At 50.2% G+C, this 20,423-nt stretch carries 19 protein-coding genes; 12 read left to right on the top strand and 7 right to left on the bottom strand.

The genetic code is table 11. The features are described 5' to 3' along the window. Positions 1–133 precede the first annotated feature (133 nt). Both DRJ53_RS20150 and DRJ53_RS20145 read left to right on the top strand, forming a co-directional pair. Positions 134–997, top strand: a complete 864-nt coding sequence (locus DRJ53_RS20150) for a GIY-YIG nuclease family protein (protein ID WP_114237477.1) — start codon at positions 134–136, stop codon at positions 995–997. Positions 998–1,279: 282 nt separating this feature from the next. Then, positions 1,280–3,505 (top strand): CRTAC1 family protein, encoded by a 2,226-nt coding sequence (locus DRJ53_RS20145; protein WP_162303947.1) that lies wholly within the window; start codon positions 1,280–1,282, stop codon positions 3,503–3,505. An 82-nt stretch (positions 3,506–3,587) separates the two neighbouring features. Here the strand turns inward: DRJ53_RS20145 and DRJ53_RS21185 are convergent, their stop codons facing one another. Next, on the bottom strand, positions 3,588–3,848 hold the full coding sequence (locus tag DRJ53_RS21185; RefSeq protein WP_123893730.1) for a hypothetical protein: 261 nt from the start codon (positions 3,846–3,848) through the stop codon (positions 3,588–3,590). Between the two features lie 146 nt (positions 3,849–3,994). Further along, positions 3,995–4,849 carry a pre-peptidase C-terminal domain-containing protein gene (locus tag DRJ53_RS20140; protein ID WP_114237475.1) on the bottom strand — a complete coding sequence of 285 codons (855 nt, stop codon included), beginning with the start codon at positions 4,847–4,849 and terminating at the stop codon, positions 3,995–3,997. A gap of 292 nt (positions 4,850–5,141) precedes the next feature. On the opposite strand from DRJ53_RS20140, the gene DRJ53_RS20135 reads away from it, so the two are divergent. Together DRJ53_RS20135 and DRJ53_RS20130 are read left to right on the top strand one after the other, a co-directional pair. Continuing rightward, positions 5,142–6,254 carry a serine hydrolase domain-containing protein gene (locus DRJ53_RS20135; protein WP_206609848.1) on the top strand — a complete coding sequence of 371 codons (1,113 nt, stop codon included), beginning with the start codon at positions 5,142–5,144 and terminating at the stop codon, positions 6,252–6,254. Between the two features lie 44 nt (positions 6,255–6,298). Then, positions 6,299–7,150 carry a dienelactone hydrolase family protein gene (locus DRJ53_RS20130; RefSeq protein ID WP_114237473.1) on the top strand — a complete coding sequence of 284 codons (852 nt, stop codon included), beginning with the start codon at positions 6,299–6,301 and terminating at the stop codon, positions 7,148–7,150. Positions 7,151–7,299: 149 nt separating this feature from the next. Here DRJ53_RS20130 and DRJ53_RS20125 read toward each other — a convergent pair whose 3' ends face one another. Continuing rightward, complete coding sequence (locus DRJ53_RS20125) at positions 7,300–8,493, bottom strand: App1 family protein (protein WP_206609847.1); 1,194 nt, start codon at positions 8,491–8,493, stop codon at positions 7,300–7,302. An 85-nt stretch (positions 8,494–8,578) separates the two neighbouring features. On the opposite strand from DRJ53_RS20125, the gene DRJ53_RS20120 reads away from it, so the two are divergent. The 3 genes from DRJ53_RS20120 to DRJ53_RS21180 all read left to right on the top strand — a co-directional run bounded on the left by DRJ53_RS20120 (position 8,579) and on the right by DRJ53_RS21180 (position 10,792). Then, complete coding sequence (locus tag DRJ53_RS20120) at positions 8,579–8,827, top strand: hypothetical protein (RefSeq protein WP_162303946.1); 249 nt, start codon at positions 8,579–8,581, stop codon at positions 8,825–8,827. A 280-nt stretch (positions 8,828–9,107) separates the two neighbouring features. Continuing rightward, positions 9,108–10,211, top strand: a complete 1,104-nt coding sequence (locus DRJ53_RS20115) for an NAD(P)-dependent alcohol dehydrogenase (protein WP_114237471.1) — start codon at positions 9,108–9,110, stop codon at positions 10,209–10,211. A gap of 371 nt (positions 10,212–10,582) precedes the next feature. Next, positions 10,583–10,792 (top strand): hypothetical protein, encoded by a 210-nt coding sequence (locus DRJ53_RS21180; protein ID WP_123893726.1) that lies wholly within the window; start codon positions 10,583–10,585, stop codon positions 10,790–10,792. Here the strand turns inward: DRJ53_RS21180 and DRJ53_RS21440 are convergent. Further along, positions 10,789–10,968 carry a hypothetical protein gene (locus tag DRJ53_RS21440; RefSeq protein WP_162303945.1) on the bottom strand — a complete coding sequence of 60 codons (180 nt, stop codon included), beginning with the start codon at positions 10,966–10,968 and terminating at the stop codon, positions 10,789–10,791. The genes DRJ53_RS21180 and DRJ53_RS21440 overlap by 4 nt on opposite strands. On the opposite strand from DRJ53_RS21440, the gene DRJ53_RS20105 reads away from it, so the two are divergent. From DRJ53_RS20105 to DRJ53_RS20090, 4 genes are all read left to right on the top strand, one after another. Further along, on the top strand, positions 10,967–11,773 hold the full coding sequence (locus DRJ53_RS20105) for a FixH family protein (protein WP_162303944.1): 807 nt from the start codon (positions 10,967–10,969) through the stop codon (positions 11,771–11,773). The genes DRJ53_RS21440 and DRJ53_RS20105 overlap by 2 nt on opposite strands. A 70-nt stretch (positions 11,774–11,843) precedes the next feature. After that, positions 11,844–13,856: a TonB-dependent receptor domain-containing protein gene (locus tag DRJ53_RS20100; protein WP_114237468.1), complete on the top strand. Its 2,013-nt coding sequence runs from the start codon at positions 11,844–11,846 to the stop codon at positions 13,854–13,856. 246 nt (positions 13,857–14,102) lie between these two features. Further along, entirely contained in the window at positions 14,103–14,255 is a 153-nt protein-coding gene (gene tatA, locus DRJ53_RS20095; RefSeq protein WP_114237467.1) for a twin-arginine translocase TatA/TatE family subunit, read from the top strand. A gap of 67 nt (positions 14,256–14,322) precedes the next feature. Continuing rightward, positions 14,323–14,661, top strand: a complete 339-nt coding sequence (locus DRJ53_RS20090; protein WP_114237466.1) for a hypothetical protein — start codon at positions 14,323–14,325, stop codon at positions 14,659–14,661. Between the two features lie 93 nt (positions 14,662–14,754). Here DRJ53_RS20090 and DRJ53_RS20085 read toward each other — a convergent pair whose 3' ends face one another. Further along, a complete protein-coding gene (locus tag DRJ53_RS20085; protein WP_175580772.1) occupies positions 14,755–16,299 on the bottom strand; it encodes an alpha-amylase in 1,545 nt (514 codons plus the stop codon). A 382-nt stretch (positions 16,300–16,681) separates the two neighbouring features. Here DRJ53_RS20085 and msrA point away from each other — a divergent pair, with 382 nt between their 5' ends. Then, positions 16,682–17,173: a peptide-methionine (S)-S-oxide reductase MsrA gene (msrA, locus tag DRJ53_RS20080; RefSeq protein WP_175580771.1), complete on the top strand. Its 492-nt coding sequence runs from the start codon at positions 16,682–16,684 to the stop codon at positions 17,171–17,173. 296 nt (positions 17,174–17,469) lie between these two features. Here msrA and DRJ53_RS20075 read toward each other — a convergent pair whose 3' ends face one another. Together DRJ53_RS20075 and DRJ53_RS20070 are read right to left on the bottom strand one after the other, a co-directional pair. Further along, positions 17,470–18,162 (bottom strand): PKD domain-containing protein, encoded by a 693-nt coding sequence (locus DRJ53_RS20075; RefSeq protein ID WP_123893724.1) that lies wholly within the window; start codon positions 18,160–18,162, stop codon positions 17,470–17,472. Positions 18,163–18,586: 424 nt separating this feature from the next. Further along, positions 18,587–19,915 carry a serine hydrolase domain-containing protein gene (locus DRJ53_RS20070; protein WP_114237464.1) on the bottom strand — a complete coding sequence of 443 codons (1,329 nt, stop codon included), beginning with the start codon at positions 19,913–19,915 and terminating at the stop codon, positions 18,587–18,589. Positions 19,916–20,423: the final 508 nt, after the last annotated feature.

Raw genomic sequence — 20,423 nt, 5'->3', positions numbered from 1 at the left:
ATCACTGCATTTGTGTTTAACCTAATTAATGCAGCAAATAGGTTGTTTAAGCGTTTGGCTTATAACTGTGGTTATTGGCGCTACTTGGTTCGTATATTACATGCTGTAGGCAACCAATTCTTACACTTCATTTATGACGCAAAGACCACAAACGATTCAGATATTTTTACCCGACGGAAATCCTACCAGTATTAAAATTGCCGACTTGACGAACAGAATGATTGTGGCTGTTTTGATTCCAAGAAATAAATTGACCGAATGTGGTGTAAGGCCCGAGGTTAGAAAGTATGGTATCTATTTTCTTTTCGGCGTTAATGAAGACAAGGCAAAGCCGATCTCTTATATCGGTGAAACAGAAGATTGTTTTGAGCGCCTTAAAATGCACAACAGGTCAAAGGAGTTTTGGAATTATGCAGTGGTGATTACTTCCAAATCAAACACTTTTACCAAATCTCATGTAAAATACCTGGAACACATTTGTATCAAGGCAGCAAACGAAGTGGGACGTTATGAAACAGATAATTTGGCAGTACCTGCAAAGCCATACATAACTGAGAGTATGGAAGCAGATTTACTCGACAACTTCGACACTATAAAAGTGCTTCTTTCGACGCTTGGATTTCCCATTTTTGAAGAAATTAGAAAGTCATCGAAAAAGCGTGATTTGCTTTATTGCAAAGGAAAAGAAGCAAGTGCGCAAGGTGAAATGATTGATGACGGATTTGTTGTATTGAAAGGCTCAAAAGCAAATAAGGATGAAACCAAGACTGCGGGAACATGGGTGACCGGTATGCGCAAAAAGCTGCTTGATGATAAAATTCTAACACCGGAAGAAGGCGTATTGATCTTTACAGAAGATTTTGTTTTTGGGTCGCCAAGCGCCGCTGCCGCAGCAATCTTGGGTCGTAGCGCAAACGGCTGGACAGAGTGGAAAAATAAAGACAACAAAACCATCGATGAGATCTACAGAATTGATGCTATCGCGGAAATAGTCTAAAGCTACATGCGTTTATTGCAGACTAAGGTTCAAGTTTGATATAAGCATACACCGAAAGCTAATACCACGGCAAATTGTGGCCTTTTTTGTATTTTCAGCAGCGCTGTTGGTGGGGCGCTAAGCTCCCGGCAGGCAATTAAACGTTTTGAAATAAGCGCCGGCCCAAACATAAAGCAGGCAAAACGCCTGGGTTACCGGAGCACCACAGCAATACTTGGCAAACCTGTTCAAAGTAAATTGTTCAATGCCGCTGCAAACCCGATGCAGCGCAAACAACCCGATATGATGGTGAAACGATTGTGCCGAAAGCTGCTGCCCTTGATTGCTGTATGGTGCGCTGCCTGCAACAGCAACAAAGATCCCAACCACGAAATGACCACGCTGCTGGCATCGGTGGCGGAAACCGAATTCAACAGCGCCAACGGTTTTGCGCCTGCGGCAGTGCTGGTGCAAATGGATTCTTTCCTGCGTGTTTCGGGCAGCACCAATGAACAATCGGGGTACTTGGTAAACAAAGCCCGCATGTACCTGCAACTGGGCCGCGAAGATTCATCACAGGCAATATTGGAAACCCTGATGCGCAACGAGGTGCTGTCGCTGTACACCGACCCCGCAGCGGTACAAAAAGACCTGGCGCTGACGTACCTGCGCATGGGCGAAAAAGCCAACTGCCGCAACAACCACAGCGCCGAGTCGTGCATTTTTCCCATAAAAGGCGGCGGCGTTCACCGCGACAAATGGGGCTCGGTAAAAGCTGCGGAACTGTACCGCGGTATTTTGCAACGCAACCCCGCCGACTTGGAAACAAAATGGCTGCTCAATATTGCATACATGACCATGGGCAGCTACCCGCAATGTGTGCCAACGGCCTACCTTATTCCCGGCCTTGATCAGGATACATCGAGCCTGGTAAAACCTTTTTCCGATGCGGCCATCCGCACCGGCCTCAACACCGAAGACATGGCCGGCGGAAGCATTGTGGATGATTTCAACGGCGATGGTTACCTCGACATCATTACATCTGGCTGGGACCTGGCCAGCCCCATGCATTATTTTGTGAGCAACAAAAAAGGCGGGTTTGAAGACCGCTCCGAACCATCGGGCCTGAGCAAGCTTACCGGTGGGCTCAACCTGTTGCAAACCGATTACAACAACGACGGCCTCAAGGACATTTTCGTGCTGCGCGGCGGTTGGAAAGGCAAGTTTGGGCGGGAGCCCAATTCGCTGCTGCGCAATAATGGCGACGGCAGTTTTACCGATGTAACCAAAGCCGCCGGCCTGCTTTCCTTTCATCCCACGCAAACGGCCACATGGAACGATTTTAACGGCGATGGCTGGCTGGATGTGTTTATCGGCAACGAATCGACTGATGCGGCCGACGACAATATTTGCGAGCTATACATCAACAACGGCAAGGGCGGTTTCAAAAACATGGCCGTTGAAAGCGGCGCCAATATCAAGAGCTTTGTAAAAGGCGTTACATCTGGTGACTATAACAACGATGGCAAGTCCGATATTTTTATTTCAACGCTGCACAACAAAAAAGTGTTGCTCAAAAATGAAGGTGTAAAAAATGGCGTCGTTCGTTTTACCGATGTAACCAAAGCGGCGGGGCTGGAAACCTGCACCGCAAAAACATTTGGCACCTGGTTTTGGGATTATAACAACGATGGCTGGCTCGATCTGTTTGTGTGCAACTACGATTTTAATTCCACACTGGGTGTGTATGCCGCTGCAGAGGCTTTGGGGCTGCCCACGGGCAACGCAGGCAAACAGTTTTTGTACCGCAACAATGGCAACGGTACTTTTTCCGATGTCAGTAAGGAATCGGGGATGGCCAAGGTGGCATTTGCCATGGGCTCCAATTTTGGCGATATCGACAACGACGGCTACCTGGATATTTACCTGGGTACCGGCAATCCCAATTACGAATCGCTGGTGCCCAACAAAATGTTCAAAAACCTGGGCGGAAAGCATTTTGCCGACATCACCGCCGCTGCCCGTGTGGGCAACCTGCAAAAGGGCCACGGCGTTTCGTTTGCCGACCTGGACAACGACGGCGATGAAGACATCCACATTGAAGTGGGTGGCGCTTACCAAGGCGATGCGTATCAAAATTCGCTGTACCTCAATCCGGGACAAAACAACAACCACTGGATCAATATTTCGCTGGAAGGCGTAAACGGAAACAAGGCTGCTATCGGTGCAAAAATCAAAGTAACGTTTAGCGAAAACGGCGTGCAGCGTTCGGTGTATCGCGATGTAAATTCAGGCGGTAGTTTTGGCGCCAGCCCGCTGCGCCAGCACATTGGCATTGGCAGCGCCAACCGCATTGAAAGCATTGAAATAAAGTGGCCGGTGAGCAACAAGGTGCAGGTATTTAAAGACGTGCAACCCGATAACAACATCCACATCAGGGAAGGTGTAAGCACATTTACCATTGCCAACCTTGATCCATTTGATCTTTCCGGTAAAAAAGGATTGATCAGTTGTGGTGCTTCGTTGTAAGAAGCAGTGATGGGTTATTTTGCGGAGTAAGAAGTGGTTTTATTTTAGTCCAAAATGCATTTGTAAGTGAGCACCATAGCGGCTATTTATCTTCTTGCTGACGTCCTTTTTTGTAAAGGATATAGGCAGGATAAAAGCATACAACAAGACCTACTAAAATCAAACCCAAACCATCTATTGTTACGGGTTCCCATGTTCTGGAACTTCCACGCCCACCGGGCAATGTTAAACCATGAAGAGCCTGATTAGAGATGAGATAATATAATCCAACAATTATGATTATTGCTCCGCAAACAAGTGTCGCATAAAGGGGTGTACTACGGATATTTCGGTATTCACTCATGAAGTAGATGTTTATAAATATAGCGTAGTTGGTCAAAATTCATACATAACATTTACCTCTACAATCTTCTTAAATGCGTCAATAAAAACAAGAGCGGTTCCTGCACAGGAACCGCTCTTGTTTTTATTCTAAAAAATTGTATCCAATTACTTGGTAATGGTCACCAGCACACGGCTGCTGAAATACGTATTGTAACCATACAGCGTAATGTACCAGGTGCCGGAGCCGGGGTTGTTAAACGTGCACACCTCGTCAACGCGGTTGGGCTGGATGCCCGAGCAATCGGCCGTCCAGGAGTAAGCCGGTGTCCACGATGGTGGCTTGGGTCCGTTTACTATGGGCGCCGAGCCCCTGCGTACAAACAGGTCGGCGGTATTGCGGTAAGCAGTATTGCTTTCGGTAGTACGGATCACCATGGTTTTTACACCGGTGGGAACGGTAAAAGAAATGGTTTTCTTTTCGTACGAATCGCCGGAAAGATCTTTATCCACCAGCGTTTGCGATGTAGGTGTGGTAGTGCCCGATCCTGTGCTGCCACCCGTGCTGCCCGATGAACCCGATGAGGTACCGCTGGCAATCTTGGTTCCGTTTACATACAGGTTGGGCACATTGTTTTGCACACTCACTTTTACAATGTTGGCGCTTGATCTGTTGGTGAGGTACGATTTGGGAATAGAGCCGGAATAAGTGGTGGTCTTAATGCTCCACATGGAGCCCGATAAAGTATAACGTTTATGCTCATAACGGTAAGGCACACTCGAAGTAACATTTACCTTGATCTCGGAAGAGGCATCCCTTCCATTGATCAGGAAATCTTTGATCTCGTTGAAGTTGGTGGAGGTTTTGCTCAGGTCCTCGGTCAGTGCCCGGATGCCGAGCATTTCATCAACGGCTTCATCGATGTCTTCGTTTAATTCGGCTAACTTTTCGCAGGAGGAGATGCTGCATGCAGCAAAAAGCAACAAGGCAAGGCATGCCTTGCTCATAGAAAGTTTTCTCATAATGTGGGGTACGTTTGGTGCGCAAATATAATAGCGAATTGTAAACTGACGCAAGCACTGATAAACAAACCTTTTTTAGGCATTTTCTTACAGCACCTATTTTTCGGTGATTTGAAAACTTTTAGTGGGCAGTGTTGAACTCCGTATTTAGTTGGTTGTATGTATTGCATTGGCTCCATTTTATTTTCCACTACCTCATTGCAGCGGGGTTTATATTTATAGCTGCACCAATGCTTTTTCCCACATGTTGTCCCATTCCTGCTCCCGGCTCTTATGCGTTTTTCTTTTAATAATGGCTTCATGCATTGCACAGGGCCAGCAATGGTATTATCCCGATACGGCGTGGCAAAAACGCAGTCCGGCACAACTTAAACTGGACGCCGCCGCCCTTGACAGCGCCGTAAGTTTTGCGCTGCGCAACGAGGTAAAAATGGAAGAAGACCTGCGCATTGCCAACATGAAATCGTATGCTCGGGAACCGGGCTATACCATACTGGGCCCGATGAAGCACCGCGGAAAACCTGCCGGCCTCATTATTAAAGACGGCTACATTGCTGCACAGTGGGGCGATGTGGAACGGGTGGACATGACCTTTAGCGCCACCAAAAGTTATTTGTCTACCGTGGCAGGGCTGGCCGTGGATGCCGGCCTCATCCGCAACATGGCTGAGCGGGTAAGCCGCTATGTGTGGGACGAAACTTTTGCCGGTGCACACAACGAAAAAATTACCTGGCGCCACCTGCTCGATCAAACATCTGATTGGAGCGGCTGCCAGTTTGATGTGTGCGACTGGGCCGACCGTCCGCCACGCGAAGGCGGCCCCGACGAATGGCGTGCCCGCAAACTGCTGGAGCCCGGCAGCCAGTTTGAATACAACGATGCACGGGTAAATGTGCTGGCTTATGCCTTGCTGCAGGTGTGGCGCAAGCCGCTGCCACAGGTGCTCAAAGAAAAGATCATGGACCCCATTGGCGCCTCTACCACCTGGCGCTGGCATGGCTACCACAATTCGTTTGTAACCCTCGATGGGGCGCAGGTGCAGTCGGTGAGCGGCGGCGGGCATTTTGGCGGCGGCCTGTTCATCAACACACTCGACCAGGCCCGGTTTGGCTACCTGTTCTTGCGCCGCGGCAAATGGAAGGGGCAGCAACTTATTTCGCAAAACTGGGTGGCTGCCGCACAGCAGCCATCTGCCGCCAACAAATCGTACGGGCTGATGTGGTGGACCAACGCGGATGAGGAATTAAAAGGCGTTCCGAAAAACATTTACTATGCCGCCGGCTTTGGCGGCAATTACATAGTGGTAGACGAAGCACACGACCTCCTGATTGTAACCCGCTGGCTGGAGCCCGCTGCACTGGCCGGGCTGGTAAGCCGCGTCATTGCCGCTACCGCGAAAAAATAAATACATGCGGGCTTTTTGTATCTTCCTAAAAACACATACGCCATATGGACCAGAAGATCATCAATTTGTATGATGAATATACCCACCGCCCACTTACCAGGCAGGAGTTTTTAAAACGCCTGACGCTGCTGGCCGGCAGCACGGCCGCCGCCATGACGCTGCTGCCCATGCTGGAAGGCAACTATGCTCGGGCCGCACAAACTACCGCCGACGAACTGATGACCGAGTATGTAAAATACCCCGGCGTGCCCAACGAAATGACGGCTTATGTGGCCCGGCCTAAAAAGGAAGGCAAGTATGCCGCCGTGGTGGTAATCCACGAAAACCGCGGACTGAATGCGCATATTGAAGATGTGGCGCGGCGTGCAGCACAGGCCGGTTACCTGGCCATTGCACCCAATGCATTATCGGCTTTGGGCAAAACGCCTGCTAATGAAGATGAGGCCCGCCAGTGGTTTGGCGAGCTAAAGCCTGAGGACAGCCTGAAAAACTTCCGCAATGCATCTACCTACCTCGGCACCCGCAAAGATTACAACGGCAAAGCGGGCTGTGTGGGCTTTTGCTGGGGTGGTGCCATGGCCAACAACCTGGCGGTAAATGAGCCGCAGTTGAAAGCAGCCGTTGCGTTCTACGGCCGCCAGCCGGCGCTGGAAGATGTGCCCAAAATAAAATCGGCGGTGCAACTGCACTATGCAGCACTAGACGAACGGGTAAACGCCGGCATGGGCGAATACGAAGCGGCGCTGAAAAAAGCCAATGTGCCCTACGAGCAATATGTGTACGAAGGCGCACAACACGCCTTCCACAACGATACATCAGCAGCACGCTACAACGAAGCAGCCGCCAAACTGGCCTGGCAGCGTACGCTTGATTTTTTCAAAAAGCATCTTGGGTGAGGGAGAAAAGATGATAGATGATAGACGAAAGGCATTGGTTGTCAACTAGGACAAATCAAACACGTTCTTACGCTTTACGTCTATCATCTATTGTCTAAAATCTATCATCTACTTTCCATCATCTATCATCCACCATCCATCATCACCCTCTACACTCCTTCCTCTTTACCCGGTAGCGCTCCCTGGTCTTGTTCTTTGTCTGCTTTAATTTCGGGCAGTGCGTTGGAGAAAATCAAACCGGTTGCGGCGGCATGTTCGGCAGCCTGCACGCTGTGTTCGGTGAGGATCATTTCCACACCGTGGCTGCGCAATTCGGTGGCCACGTCCTGCGCAATTTTATGTTTCTCGGGGATGGTTACATCGCGTATGTAAATGGCCAGGATGCGGCCGGGATAACGCTTCACCACTTCCAGGTAAATGGGCGGATCCTGTTCGCCGCTGTCGCCCACCAGCACAAAATTCAGGTGCGGGTACATATCCAATATCTGCGCTATTTCCTTGAACTTATGCCCCAGGTAATTGCCGCTCACAAACGAATCGCTTTGCAACCCGAAATCGCGGAGCAGCAACGGGCCGGCCGGTATTTCGTTGTGGTCCAAAAAATCAATCAACAGGTCGTAGAGGTTCCATGGGCTGCTGCTCACATAAAAAAACGGGTTGTTGCGCTGGCCGTTGCGGCCCAGTTGCAGCGCTTTGTAAAACTCTTTTACGCCGGGATAAGGCAGCCTGGTGCGGGCATTGGAAAGCAGCACCGTTTTGCCCATCGCCAGCAGGCTGTGCGCCCCGGTGCGGATCACCGTATCGTCAATATCGCTGATGATGCCGTACTCCGCATCGGGCGGCGGTATCATTATTTCGGCAGTGGTTTCAAAAGGCTGAAAATTATGCGGCGTATACACCAGTTTCAGGTCCACGGCATGGTATAGTGATTCGGTGATCACAGGCTCCTCGGGGTGGATGTCGAACACAAAAAAACCTTCCTTATCGGTGGTTACCAGGTGTTCGGCTCCCTGCACATCAATCTGCACCTGTGCGCCGGGCACCTCGTTGCTTTCAAAGCGTTTGTACATATTTACCAGGTTGGTAAAAAGGCTGTCGCCTTCGGTGGCGGTGGCAATATTTTTATCCTCCAGCACCCGGCCGCGGACAAATATTTTGCGGGCCGTGCCATAGGTGCGGTACGCCACAATATGTGCGGGTTTGCCGGCACTTAAGCGCTGGCGCAGGCGCAAAGCAAGATTGTCGGTACTGGTGTCGATGGTGCGGGCAATGTTCAATAATTTATTTTTCCAGGGCTGCATGCCCGTGCCGTTGCAAATGATGCACCAAAGGGTTGTGAACATTAACAGGCCAGTTTTCAACAGCCGATGCAAAAGGGCCAACGCAGCAATGTTGTAGCCCGTTTTTTGTACCTTGAAAAAGGATATGTTGACCGCCGAAAGATTCAATACACTCGATACCCTGGAGCAGGTAAAACTGGCCGTTCGGCACGATACCCTGGTTGGACACCGGAGCCAGGGCCCGCGGAGCATGCACCTCTACGCAGTGGCCGACTTTTACGTGGAAGTGGTTTTTGTAACCAAAAGAAAAAGCATCGTTGCCGTGTATGCTTCCCGCGAAGTAGGCATTTTGGAACCCTACCTCAAACAAATTGACCTGTCGGAGCTTTTTGTGTAAATGCGTTTTTGCAATTTTATTTCCACTAAAAAATCATTGGTCGGCTGAAAGTGCGGAGCATTTGCAATTATTTATTGCAAAACATATGGCGCAACGTACTGTGCTGTTTACAGTGAGCAATTGAAACTGTTGCTTTATACCGAATGGCGCAAAGTTGCATCAACTAAAGCCCCAAATGAACCGCCCCCTGAACGGAAAGTTTGTATGGTTGTTGTATAATACCGGGCACCCCTTTTGCCCCGGTGCAACAATTGATGCGAATATTTAAAACAGCAACGATATGGACGCAACACGTACAACGCCGGAAGGTGTCACCACCGTTCCCGCAACAGAAATAAAAGCATTTGGCACCGAAGCGGCCGATGCCGACCTGCAACAATTGCAAATCAAACGCAGGCAGCCAACGCCCCACGATGTAGAGATCGAGATCCTGTTTTGCGGGGTGTGCCACTCCGACCTGCACACGGCCCGCAACGAATGGCATGGTACCATTTATCCGTGTGTGCCCGGCCACGAAATTGTAGGCCGCGTGGTGAGTGTGGGCGATCATGTAAAGAAATTTAAAGTGGGCGATGTGGCCGCAGTGGGCTGTATGGTGGATAGCTGCCGCCAGTGCGATTACTGCAATGATGGCCTGGAGCAATATTGCGAAGCGGGCAATACCGGTACCTACAATTCGCCGGACAAGTACCTGGGCACCGCCACCTATGGCGGCTATGCAGAAAGCATTGTGGTGGATGAAGCCTTTGTGCTGCGGGTGCCTGAAAACCTGGACCTGGCGGCCACTGCACCGCTTTTGTGCGCCGGCATCACTACCTATTCTCCTTTAAAACATTGGAACGTAGGCCCCGGCCAAAAAGTAGGTGTGGTGGGCATCGGCGGCCTGGGCCATATGGGTGTAAAGCTGGCCAAAGCCATGGGCGCCGAAGTTATTGTGTTCACTACCTCGGCTTCCAAGTTTGAAGATGCAAAACGCCTCGGTGCCGATGATGTGATCTTATCGAAAGATGCAGCGCAAATGAAGCGCTACCGGGGCAAGCTGCATTTTGTGCTGGATGCCGTTTCGGCAGAGCACGATATTAATGCGTACCTGGGCCTGCTGCGTGTTGACGGCTCGCTGGCTTTAGTTGGTGCGCCGGAGCACCCGCTGCCGGTGGCGGCATTTAGCTTGATCCCTTACCGACGCAGCTTTGCCGGCTCCATGATTGGCGGCATTGCCGAAACACAGGAAATGCTGGACTTCTGCGGCAAGCACAATATTGTTTCGGACATTGAACTGATTGGCATACAGCAAATAAATGAAGCATATGAGCGCCTGCTTAAAGGCGATGTGAAATACCGCTTTGTGATAGATATGGCATCGTTGAAAAACGGGCAACAGTAATTGAAAACATAAGTATGGTGTTTTAAAGAAGGTGTGTTTTGGCACACCTTCTTTTTTATTGTGTAAAATGATGGAGCAAGTTATGCGTTGTTGGTTTGCATTTTTCAAACAATGATCACTGCACATTATCCGGTACACAACAACAATGAGCTTTCATATTGACAAAAATCACATCCTGATAATACGAGTTGGTTAGCTTTGCACCTGTAGTGAAGCAGTTGCGTTGTATCATATTGCTCCTTTTGCTGGCCATACAGGCATGTTACCCGGTGGCTATTTACTCCCTTTTTTATGCAAACAGGAGCTACATCGCCGCGGAGCTTTGCGAAAACAAAGACCAGCCTATACTGGAGTGTAAAGGCAAATGTTTTTTGAAAAAGAAACTCAGTAAAGCCCGCGAAGCTGAAGGCTCGAAAGAAGCACCTTCCAAGACGATTGAAATAGTTGAATACATTGCTGCGCCTGTTGCATTGGAGTTGCCTTTTTCCGCCGATAACGCAACACATTTTTACCCCGAAGAAAAGCCCAATCACTACGCTTTTCAGCACAGCGCTTCCTGCCTGCGGCCACCTGCAGCTTAACGCCCCTTTTTGTAGTTAAATACTTTATCCGGCACCTGCCGGTGTAGTGCACTGCTTTGTGCTGGCGGCCCATTAGTCTGCCCAGCGCGGCATGATGCACTCATGCTAAATGTGTATTGCACGCCGCTGTGCTGCATGCCCATGCCCCTTTCTTTCACCCATGTTTTATCAATCATGAACCGATATTTTTCGCTGATCACTGCTGCTGTAATAACACTCTTATTTATTGGCTGCGCCAAAGACAATATGGAGCCCAACAAGGATACAAATGATGCACTAAAAATTGCCGAAGGCTACGCTATTGGCGCCGGTGTGCAGGTACAGCTATACGCTGCCGCACCACTTACTACCGGTTATAATTTTGTTTCCATTGCCCTCACCGATTCGGTAAGTGGTCAATCCATTGAAGAAGCAGCCATCACCCTTATGCCCATGATGGATATGGGCACCATGAAACACAGTGCGCCGGTAGAAAACCCTGCATCGAAAGCTTCCAACAAACGCTTTAACGGGGCGCTGGTATTTACCATGCCATCGGGCAGCATGGGCTCCTGGGCGGTGGAAGTAACGGTTACTGTAAATGGCCGCCAGGGCAAAGCCACGCTGCCGGTAGCCATCACCGAGCCGCGGCAAAACAAGCTCAAATCGTTTGTATCAAAAGTGGACAACAAAAAATACTGGTTAGCCCTGGTGCAGCCCACTGCGCCTAAAGTGGGCGTAAACGACCTGGAGTTAGCCATTTACGAAGCAAAGGGCATGATGGCTTTTCCAGCCGATAGCAGTCTTGCCGTTGCAGTAACCCCCGAAATGCCCACCATGGGACATGGCTCACCCAACAACATCGACCCGGTGCATACCGGCAAAGGGCATTATAAAGGCAAAGTAAATTTTACCATGACCGGCTTGTGGTACCTCAATCTCAATTTTAAAAAAGGTGATGCAGTAGCCGATAACGCCACTTTTTTTGAAGTAAACTTTTAACCCTATTGAAACAAGAGCCTGTTGCCCACTTGCATCAGCGTCTTGTTTTCCATACATCAACTATATCAGCATGAAAAGCCTATACGCTTTCATTGGTTGCCTGCTCTTAACGGGCATCGCCGCTGCGCAGGAAAAAGACCTAACCGATTCGGTACGAACCGTGCTGCTGCAGGAGGTAACTGTGGCTGCGCAACAAAGGGGCCAGCAGCAACACCTATATCGATATTTTACTGCCAACAAAGCCGCCACCACCGAAGACATTATGGCCCGCATCCCGGAGTTGTCGCTGGTGCGCCGCGGCAGCTATGGCATGGAGCCGATCATCCGGTCGTTCAACAGCAACCAGGTAGCGCTGCTGCTCGATGGCATGCGCATTCATGGCGCCTGCACCGATAAAATGGACCCGACCTCGATCTACATCGAGCCGGTAAACCTCAACAGCATGGAGGTGCGCACCAACGGCAGCAGCCTTCTGGTGGGCTCCTCGGTTGGCGGCAGTATTAATATGAAGCTGGCCGAAGCCAGCTGCCACGATGAAGGCCGCTTTTCGGGCAGCGCCAGCACCGGCTACCATTCCGCATCGCGGGCCTTTTTTAGTTCGGCCAACTTCAACTATGCCACGTCGCGTTTTGGCCTGCGGGCCACCGGCACGTACCGCAACAGCGGCGCCTACCGCGATGGCAGCGGCCAGCGGGTGCCTTTTTCGCAGTACGAAAAAGTAAACTACACGCTGCATGGCAAACTGAAGCTTAACGATGGCGCTTACCTGCGGGTAGACCTGTTGGCCGATGATGGCTGGAATATTGGCTACCCGGCGCTGCCCATGGATGTGGGCTATGCCAATGCACGGATCGGGTCGGTAACGTTTGTACAGGAAAGTGGCTGGCGTGGCTGGGAGCGGGCCGAGGCAAAGCTGTATGCCAACCGCGTAAAGCACTATATGGATGATACAAAGCGGCCCGCAGTGCCCATGCATATGGATATGCCCGGCGTAAGCCGCACATCGGGCATGTATGCCGAGGCGGTGCGCAGCCTGGGTGTTGGGCAAAAACTGCAGCTGCGTGCCGATGCATCTGCTACTATGCTCAAAGCATCGATGACCATGTACCAGCCGGGCCAGCCCGATATGTACATGCTTACCTGGCCCGATAACCGGCAGGTGCAGGGCGGTGTGGCGGCACAATACCAGTTGCGCATTGACAGTGCCACACAAGTGCAGGTTAGCGGCCGGGTTGATGTGACTGATTATGCGCTGACCAGCCAGGGCGGCAAAGACCAACTGGCGGTGTTTGGCTATAGTGGTGAGCAAATGGGCTTTGTAATACCCGCTCTATCGGTGCAGGTTAGCCGAAAATTATTTCCAAGTTTAAAAGCATCCTTTTCGTTGGGTATGAATGGCAGGGCGCCCAGTGCCGGCGAGCTGTTTGGCTTTTACCTGTTCAACCAGTTTGATGGCCACGACTATATTGGCAATACAAAATTGAGAAAGGAAATTGGCCAACAGGCCGAGTTGACGCTTTCGTGGCAACAGCAAAAATGGAAGGTGCAGGCCAGCGGTTATATTTCAAAAGTGCGCCACTATATTTTTGGCAAAATAAACCCCGGCCTGAGTGTAATGACACCCGGTGCAAGAGGCGTAAAGACTTATGAAAATACAGCGCAGGCCCTGCTTGCAGGCGGCGAAGGCAGCGTGGTGTATCAGCCATTTTCGGGCACCCAACTGGTATCTACGCTTAAGTATGCCCATGCCCAAGACAACACGGGCAACCCGCTGCCCCTGATTGCGCCGCTGCGCAACATCAGCACGTTGCGGCAGCATTTCAATGCATTGTGGCTGCAGGCCGAAATGGAGTTGGCAGCAGCACAGCGCCGGGTAAGCGTGGCTGCCAACGAACGGAGCACCGGGGCATTTTCGCTGGTGCACCTGCGGGCTGGTTACCAGTTGCAGCAGGGCCGGGTGCTGTGGCAACTGAATGCAGGCGTGGAAAACATCCTTGATGCTTATTACCGCGAACACCTGGACTGGGGCAACATTGCCCGGCCGGGCAGGAATGTTTATATGCAGGTGAGTGTTGGGTTTTAGCAGGCAACAGTGATGTGTCGGTATAAATTACCCCTTGTGCAAGTTGATGCATAATCTTTTGTGCTTGCGGGCAGATCATTGTTCAATAGCAGCATTTGGGTTTTAAGCCATTGGCATAAAGTATCCTGCTGTTGCGCAACTGCTGTAAACAATGAAGGACCGGTTTTATCAAAATGAGGCTTTCAAATAATTCCACGGGCCACTACGTTATTGATTACTTTCATTCCTCATTTTAAATTGAATGATATGGGCTTTGGCTTTTTTGAAATACTGCTGATCTTGCTGGTGTTGCTGCTGTTGTTTGGTGCCCGCAAAATCCCCGAACTGATGCGGGGCATAGGCAAAGGCGCCCGGGAATTTAAGGAAGGCAAGGATGGCCGCAAGCCGGAAAAGCCATAATCAACCGTCAAAGGGCTTTCGGTGCTGCAACTTGCTATTTTTCGTTCAGGATACAAGCAACATAACTATGCGCAGGGAGTTGGGCAGGATTGAAGGCGTACGAACAAAATTTACCGCCACCATTGCGCGGCTTGGTACCAAAAGCAATTTTAAAGGCGGCGCTTCTGAAACGGTTTTGTTTACCGATGTACGCAATGAAGCGGGCGAACTGATGACGGCCCATGTATGGTTTACCATTGGCAAACAACTGGCCACCGTGGTGCATCATGTGGGTAAAAGAGTTGCTTTTGAAGCCCGTGTAAAAGGATATACCAAAGGCTACAAAGGCCGCGGGCTGGAGCTGTTGAAACCCCGAAAGGAAGACTTCAAGCTCTCCAACCCCACGAACGTTGTATTGGTCAAATAAAGACCTGTAATTCCTTTTTCAAATGATTCAGCACGGAATGACACTTCTTCTCTGCTGAAATGGTGATCCGTATCGGGAAAATTAAAACAGCACTTATTCACCCCCTTCGCTATTCAGCCCGGTAATGCCGGGCACCACCAATTGCTCCCACAACGCCTCATCAATCCACACGGCCACGGTGCCGCCGGCGCAATAAAATTCCGCTTCGCCCGCCTCGTTGATGGTAATGGTTTCGGCAGCGTTGCCAATGGCATCCACAAATGTTTTCCCTGCATGTTGCTTGCCCACATACATATACTTGTTGCCCGGCTCGCCGTTCGATATCACCACGGCACAGCCGCTATTGGGCACCTCGGCCACGCCTTCGCGGGTCCAGCCAATACAGTTGGGGTGATCAAGATAATTATGCTCGGTGCCGTAAGCGGCTTCTTTGCGCAGCTTGCACAGCATGGGCAGTGCCGCAAGGGCCGGCATCACAATGTGGTGCTCGTTGCCGTCCTGCCCGTAGTCGGTGTATTCGGCGCTGTACAAGTCGGGGTAAAAAATACAGGGATAACCTTTTTCGCGCAGCAAAATAAGTGCATAGGCAATGGGCTTGAACCAAGGCGCTACCGGCGCTTCCAGCGCCTGCAGGGGCTGGGTATCGTGGTTGGCTACCAGCGTTACGGCCAGGTGTGGCTGCACATCTACCAGCGTGTCGTTAAAAATGGTAGAAAGGTCGTAGTTGTTGCCGCTTTGCGATGCCTGGTGCAGGCGGTTTTGCAGCGGTGCATCAAACAGCGAAAGTTTTCCTTCGGTAGCATCAATATAACGCTCCAATATTTCCAGGTTGCCCGGTGCCCAGTACTCGGCCACGGCAAACAAATCTTTGCCGGTTACATGCCGCATATGGCCCAGCCACTCGTTGAAGAACTGCGGCGCAATATGTTTTACCGCATCCAGCCGTACGCCATCAAATGCAGTGGTGTCGAAATACCATTGGCCCCAGCGCTTTAATTCTTCGCGTACATGCGGGTTGCGAAACTCCACATCGCAAAACATCAGGTAGTCGAAATTGCCTTTTTCATCGCAGATCATTTCCTCCCAATCGTGGCCCCAGTCGTTGAGGATGTTGTAAATACCATTCTCGCCGCTGCGGTGGTCGTAGTCAACGCCGGTAAAACAGGTATGGTCCCACTGGAATGAGGAGTATTGGCCCTTACGGGCAGGATAGGTGAATTTTGTATAAGCTTCTATTTCGCAATCTTCGGAAATACAGGCATTGCGGTCTTCCGGGTCCATCTTCCGGATCTGGATTGTTTCGGTTTCATCGCCGCCACCCAGGTGGTTCAGCACAATATCCACATACACCTGTATCTGGTGCTCGTGCAGGGTTTTAATGGCATCGATATATTCGGCGCGGGTGCCGTACTTGGTGCGGACGGAGCCTTTACTGTCAAACTCGCCCAGGTCGTACAGGTCGTACACATCGTAGCCAACCGATTGGCCGCCTTCGGTGCCTTTATAAGCGGGTGGCAACCATACGGCGTTAATACCCAGCGAGGCTAGTGTTGGTGCTTCTTCTTTTACTTTATTCCATAGGCTGCCGTCGGCGGGGTAGTACCAGTGAAAGTACTGCATCATGGTTCCGTTCTGCATGGTGGTTTGCTTTTGTGCAGGCCGTTATATAAAAAAACTGTGCTAGCCCGGCAGTAAATGGTTTTTTTGAAATAGGCTGCAGTTGTTGCATGGTGTACTTCGGCGTGCCGATATTCCGGAGCGATAGTTTTTGCCTCTTGATGCCTGTTTTGTATCATCATTATTATAGAAAGGAGGCTTTCCTTAAACGCGGTGTTTTTATTTAGGTAAACAAAAGATTGCACAGTTAGTCGCAGCTTATGTTACCGGTTACCCCAATTTTTGGTTTTTGTGTGTTGCCGTCCACAAAGGCAGGTGCCGCACCGCTGGCCGACAAAACGGCGGAAAGAGGAAGCGAAAAAGGTTTGGCGCCAAACTTGTCGGTTTACCCCAAAAAAATATAATGGCAAATAAACAGGCGATCCTTGCAGGTGGTTGTTTTTGGGGCATGGAAGAATTGATCCGCGAAGTGCCGGGAGTATCGGCAACAGTAGTAGGCTATACCGGTGGCGATGTGCCCAACGCCACTTATCGCAACCATGGCACCCATGCCGAAGCCATCGCTATTACCTTCGATCCCGAAGTGCTTTCGTACCGGAAGTTGCTCGAGTTTTTCTTTCAGATACATAACCCTACCACCCGCAACCGGCAGGGAAATGATATTGGCCTATCGTACCGCTCCGCAATTTTTTACCTCGATGAAGAGCAAAAAGCCACAGCTGAAGCACTTATTGCCGAAATGAATGCATCGGGCATCTGGCCCGGGCCCATTGTTACCGAAGTGGTGCCCGCCGGCGATTTCTGGAACGCAGAAGAAGAGCACCAGGCGTACCTGCAAAAACATCCCAATGGTTATACCTGCCATTATATCCGGCCCGAGTGGCAGTTGGCGTAGTTGTTCTTTGTGAGGGAGGTTAAGCTGCAAGCATCAAGTTGCAAGCTGCAAGGAGGGAAGATGTGTATGTTGGAGTCATTTGTTCGCAATGTGATGCTATATCGTTGTTGACAACAAACAGGCTTTATAGAAAAGACCGGCTGCATTGCGTAGCTGGTCTTTTCTATAAGTAAAAACATCAATGAATGGCGAGTACGTGGTAGTACGTTGAAGTGTGTTTTTTAACTATTGTCAGCAACAGTTTTGGCTCATTGTGCAACGGTAAAACCGCTGGACTTTTTTAAATAACAAACACGTTAATATTCAATTTTCAGATCGGCATATCCTACTTCGTTGTCTGCATAAATCTGGATGGTTTCTTCATCTAAGTAATAGCTAAACCGGTCTTGTACGGTCCATTGATTGCCGTGTTTTACTGCGGTCCACACAACTTCGCCAGCGAGCCTTACCCAAACCTTAATGGGCTTGCCTGCCGGGATAAACGAATAGATGTTGTACACCACCAGGCCGCATCCCATCGGGCATTCCCAGCCCAGTTCTTTAAAAACGGTTTCGGTTGCGCCAGGTTTGATCACAAAAACCGACACGGTGTCGCTGTGTGTTTGGCGGTCGGTGCTGTTGGCGGTAATCCCGAACAGGTATTCGCCTACTTCCAGCCTGGTAACCTTTGTTTCCAAACTATCGGGTTGGGAAATTTGATAACTGGCAGGGCCAATGATTTTCGTCCACTGGGTGGTGAGCGGTCCATGATCGCCGGATGCATAGGCTCGCAACTGAACCGAATCGGCTGGGTAAGCAATGTGCAGGTTGTTGCCTGCCCACACCCTGAGCGGCAGTTGCTGGATGGGTGGCGGTGGTAATGGCGGAAGAGGTGGGGCAGGTATGATCCTTGGCGCCCTGTAAGGCGGTTCGTCTTTGGCGCATCCCATGGGCAGCAGGAGCAGGCAGGCAGCAATGGGCAACAGCAAAAGGGATCTTATTATTTTCATTACCGCAGCGTTAAGGTGTGCATAGAACGTATAAAATTATACATGCAGCGAGGGGGCAGGTAACAAATGCGACATACAGCACCTGGCGCAGGACAGACAGTAGCATTGGCGGGATAAACAGCCTTTTTGCAGGTGGCTTAAACAGGCGTTATAAATGTTGCTACTCTTGAAAAGATGAAATGCAACACTTCAGCTATAAAACGCAACGTGGTACACAGCGTTTCCTTTTTTAAACAGAACTGATCTGCTATTTAAAACATCCATTCATCAAAGAAGCCCATGTTGGAGCATGGGCTTCTTTGATGAAAAAAATAGGAAAGGGAAACGTTTATCTAAGCCGGCAATACAGGCAACAATTTTACCTGCAACACAAAGCCAGCGTTATTTAATTAATGCATGCGGTAATTGCGTTTGTCCATCACTGTTATTTAAACAACTGGTACGCTTTGCTTAAAAATTTCGGGTAAATGGTTTCACGCTTGGGCATGTTCAGGTAAAACAGCACGATCATGTTGTTTTCGGGATCAATCACATACTCGGTGCCGTACAAGCCGCCCCAGGCATATGCCGTGTTCGACACTTCCGGTGCGGGCTTTTTTTGTGCATTGTACAGTTCAAAACCCAACCCAAAACGAAAGCCCTTGCCGCCGGCATTTTCTTCGGGCAGGCGGTTGATGGTGGTCATTTGTTCGACGGTTTCCGGCTTCAATATCTGCCGGCCATTAAACTCCCCTTTATTGAGCAGCATCTGGCAAAAACGGGCATAATCTTCAATGGGCCCGTTGAGCCCGATGGCACCTTCGGCATAGGTTTGCACGGTGCTTACTGCCCCCTCGCTAAACATGGTAGAAGCCGGCTCCAGCTTGCCATCCACCAGGTTGTATGGTTTTACAAAACGGTCCAACGCTTCCGGCGCAAAATACCAGTCGGTGTTCTTCATGCCCAGGGGCTCGAGGATCGTTTCCTTTACATATTGCCGCAGGGGCTTGCCCGAAATGCGCTCCACCATATAGGCCAGCATATTGGTGCTGATGTGGTAATTCCATTGCGAGCCGGGGTCGAAGCCAAGGGGATATTTGGCCAACGCCTGCATTTCATCGGCCAGGTACCTTGCGCTGGTGTTGCCGCCGCCGGTACGTTGCCCTGCAGGCGCTGCTGCCGGCTGTGCGCCACCGGCATTTCTGCCCGCCGCGCCGCCCTGCATGCGGGCCCTGCGCAACTGCCCAACCAAGCCTGCATTCAACCCTGAGCTGTGTGACATCAGGTGCGCAAAGGTCATGGGCGATTTTACGGGGCGGGCTTCATAAGTGCCGTCTTCGGCTACCTTCGTCACCACGCTGTCGGGTATTTCGGGAAAATATTTAGATACCGGTTCATCCACAGCAACCAGGCCGTTTTCAACCAGCGTCATAAAGGCTACGGTGGTTACGGCTTTTGTTTGTGAAAACATCACGTAGTAATCTTCAGGCGATGCCGGAATCTGCCGTTCGATGTCCTTCCAGCCAAATGCCTTTTTATACACCACGTTGCCACCTTTGGCAACAAATGCAGCAACGGCGCTGGCTTTTTTCTGCTGTACAAACGACTGCAACAGGGAGTCGAGGCCTGCTATTTTTTCGGGGCTGGTTCCCACTGCCTGTACCGCAGTATTGTATTTGAACGATTGCGGTACACCGGTGGTTTGTTTTGCTGTGCCGCAGCTCAACAGGATAGCAGCGGCTGCGATGGAGGTTACAATGGTTTTACTGTGCATATGGCGTTTGCGTATTGTTTGCCGGTAAAAGGTAGAAATTTTAATTGTAATTTTTACACTTATTGAAGGGCCTTTTCAAAAATGAGGAGCGGGAAGGGGTTGAAACGGGTAGAAGCTGGAGGTATGATTCGTAGCTAAATATTCCAGGGAGAATTATTTGAAAAGGAACATTCATTGTAACAGCGTTGCTCTTTACATTTTAATTGGTTACTGCTATGCTCAAATTCATATAGTGCATGATTAAAGAGAATAAGAAGAGAATTAGCTTTTGTGAAAACGGAGAAGCTGTATTTGTAATAGCTGGCACAGGATTTAACCCGAACCATCATAAGAGTACTATTATGGCTGACGTCCATTCCAAAGAAACGAGAAGCTTCAACATGAGCCGTATCAAGGGTGCATAAGCCGGTCAAGGTGACCCATTCAGGCCGGAGCAAACTGACCCACCTTTTTGCTGGCGAGGAGGCCTGTTTTTTTGAGGGATGTGGGCAGTGAAAAAATTATTTTT

Origin of the sequence: Paracnuella aquatica (genome assembly GCF_003332885.2) — a bacterium.
Classification (GTDB): domain Bacteria; phylum Bacteroidota; class Bacteroidia; order Chitinophagales; family Chitinophagaceae; genus Flavisolibacter; species Flavisolibacter aquaticus.
This window is presented reverse-complemented; position numbering and strand designations above follow the sequence as displayed.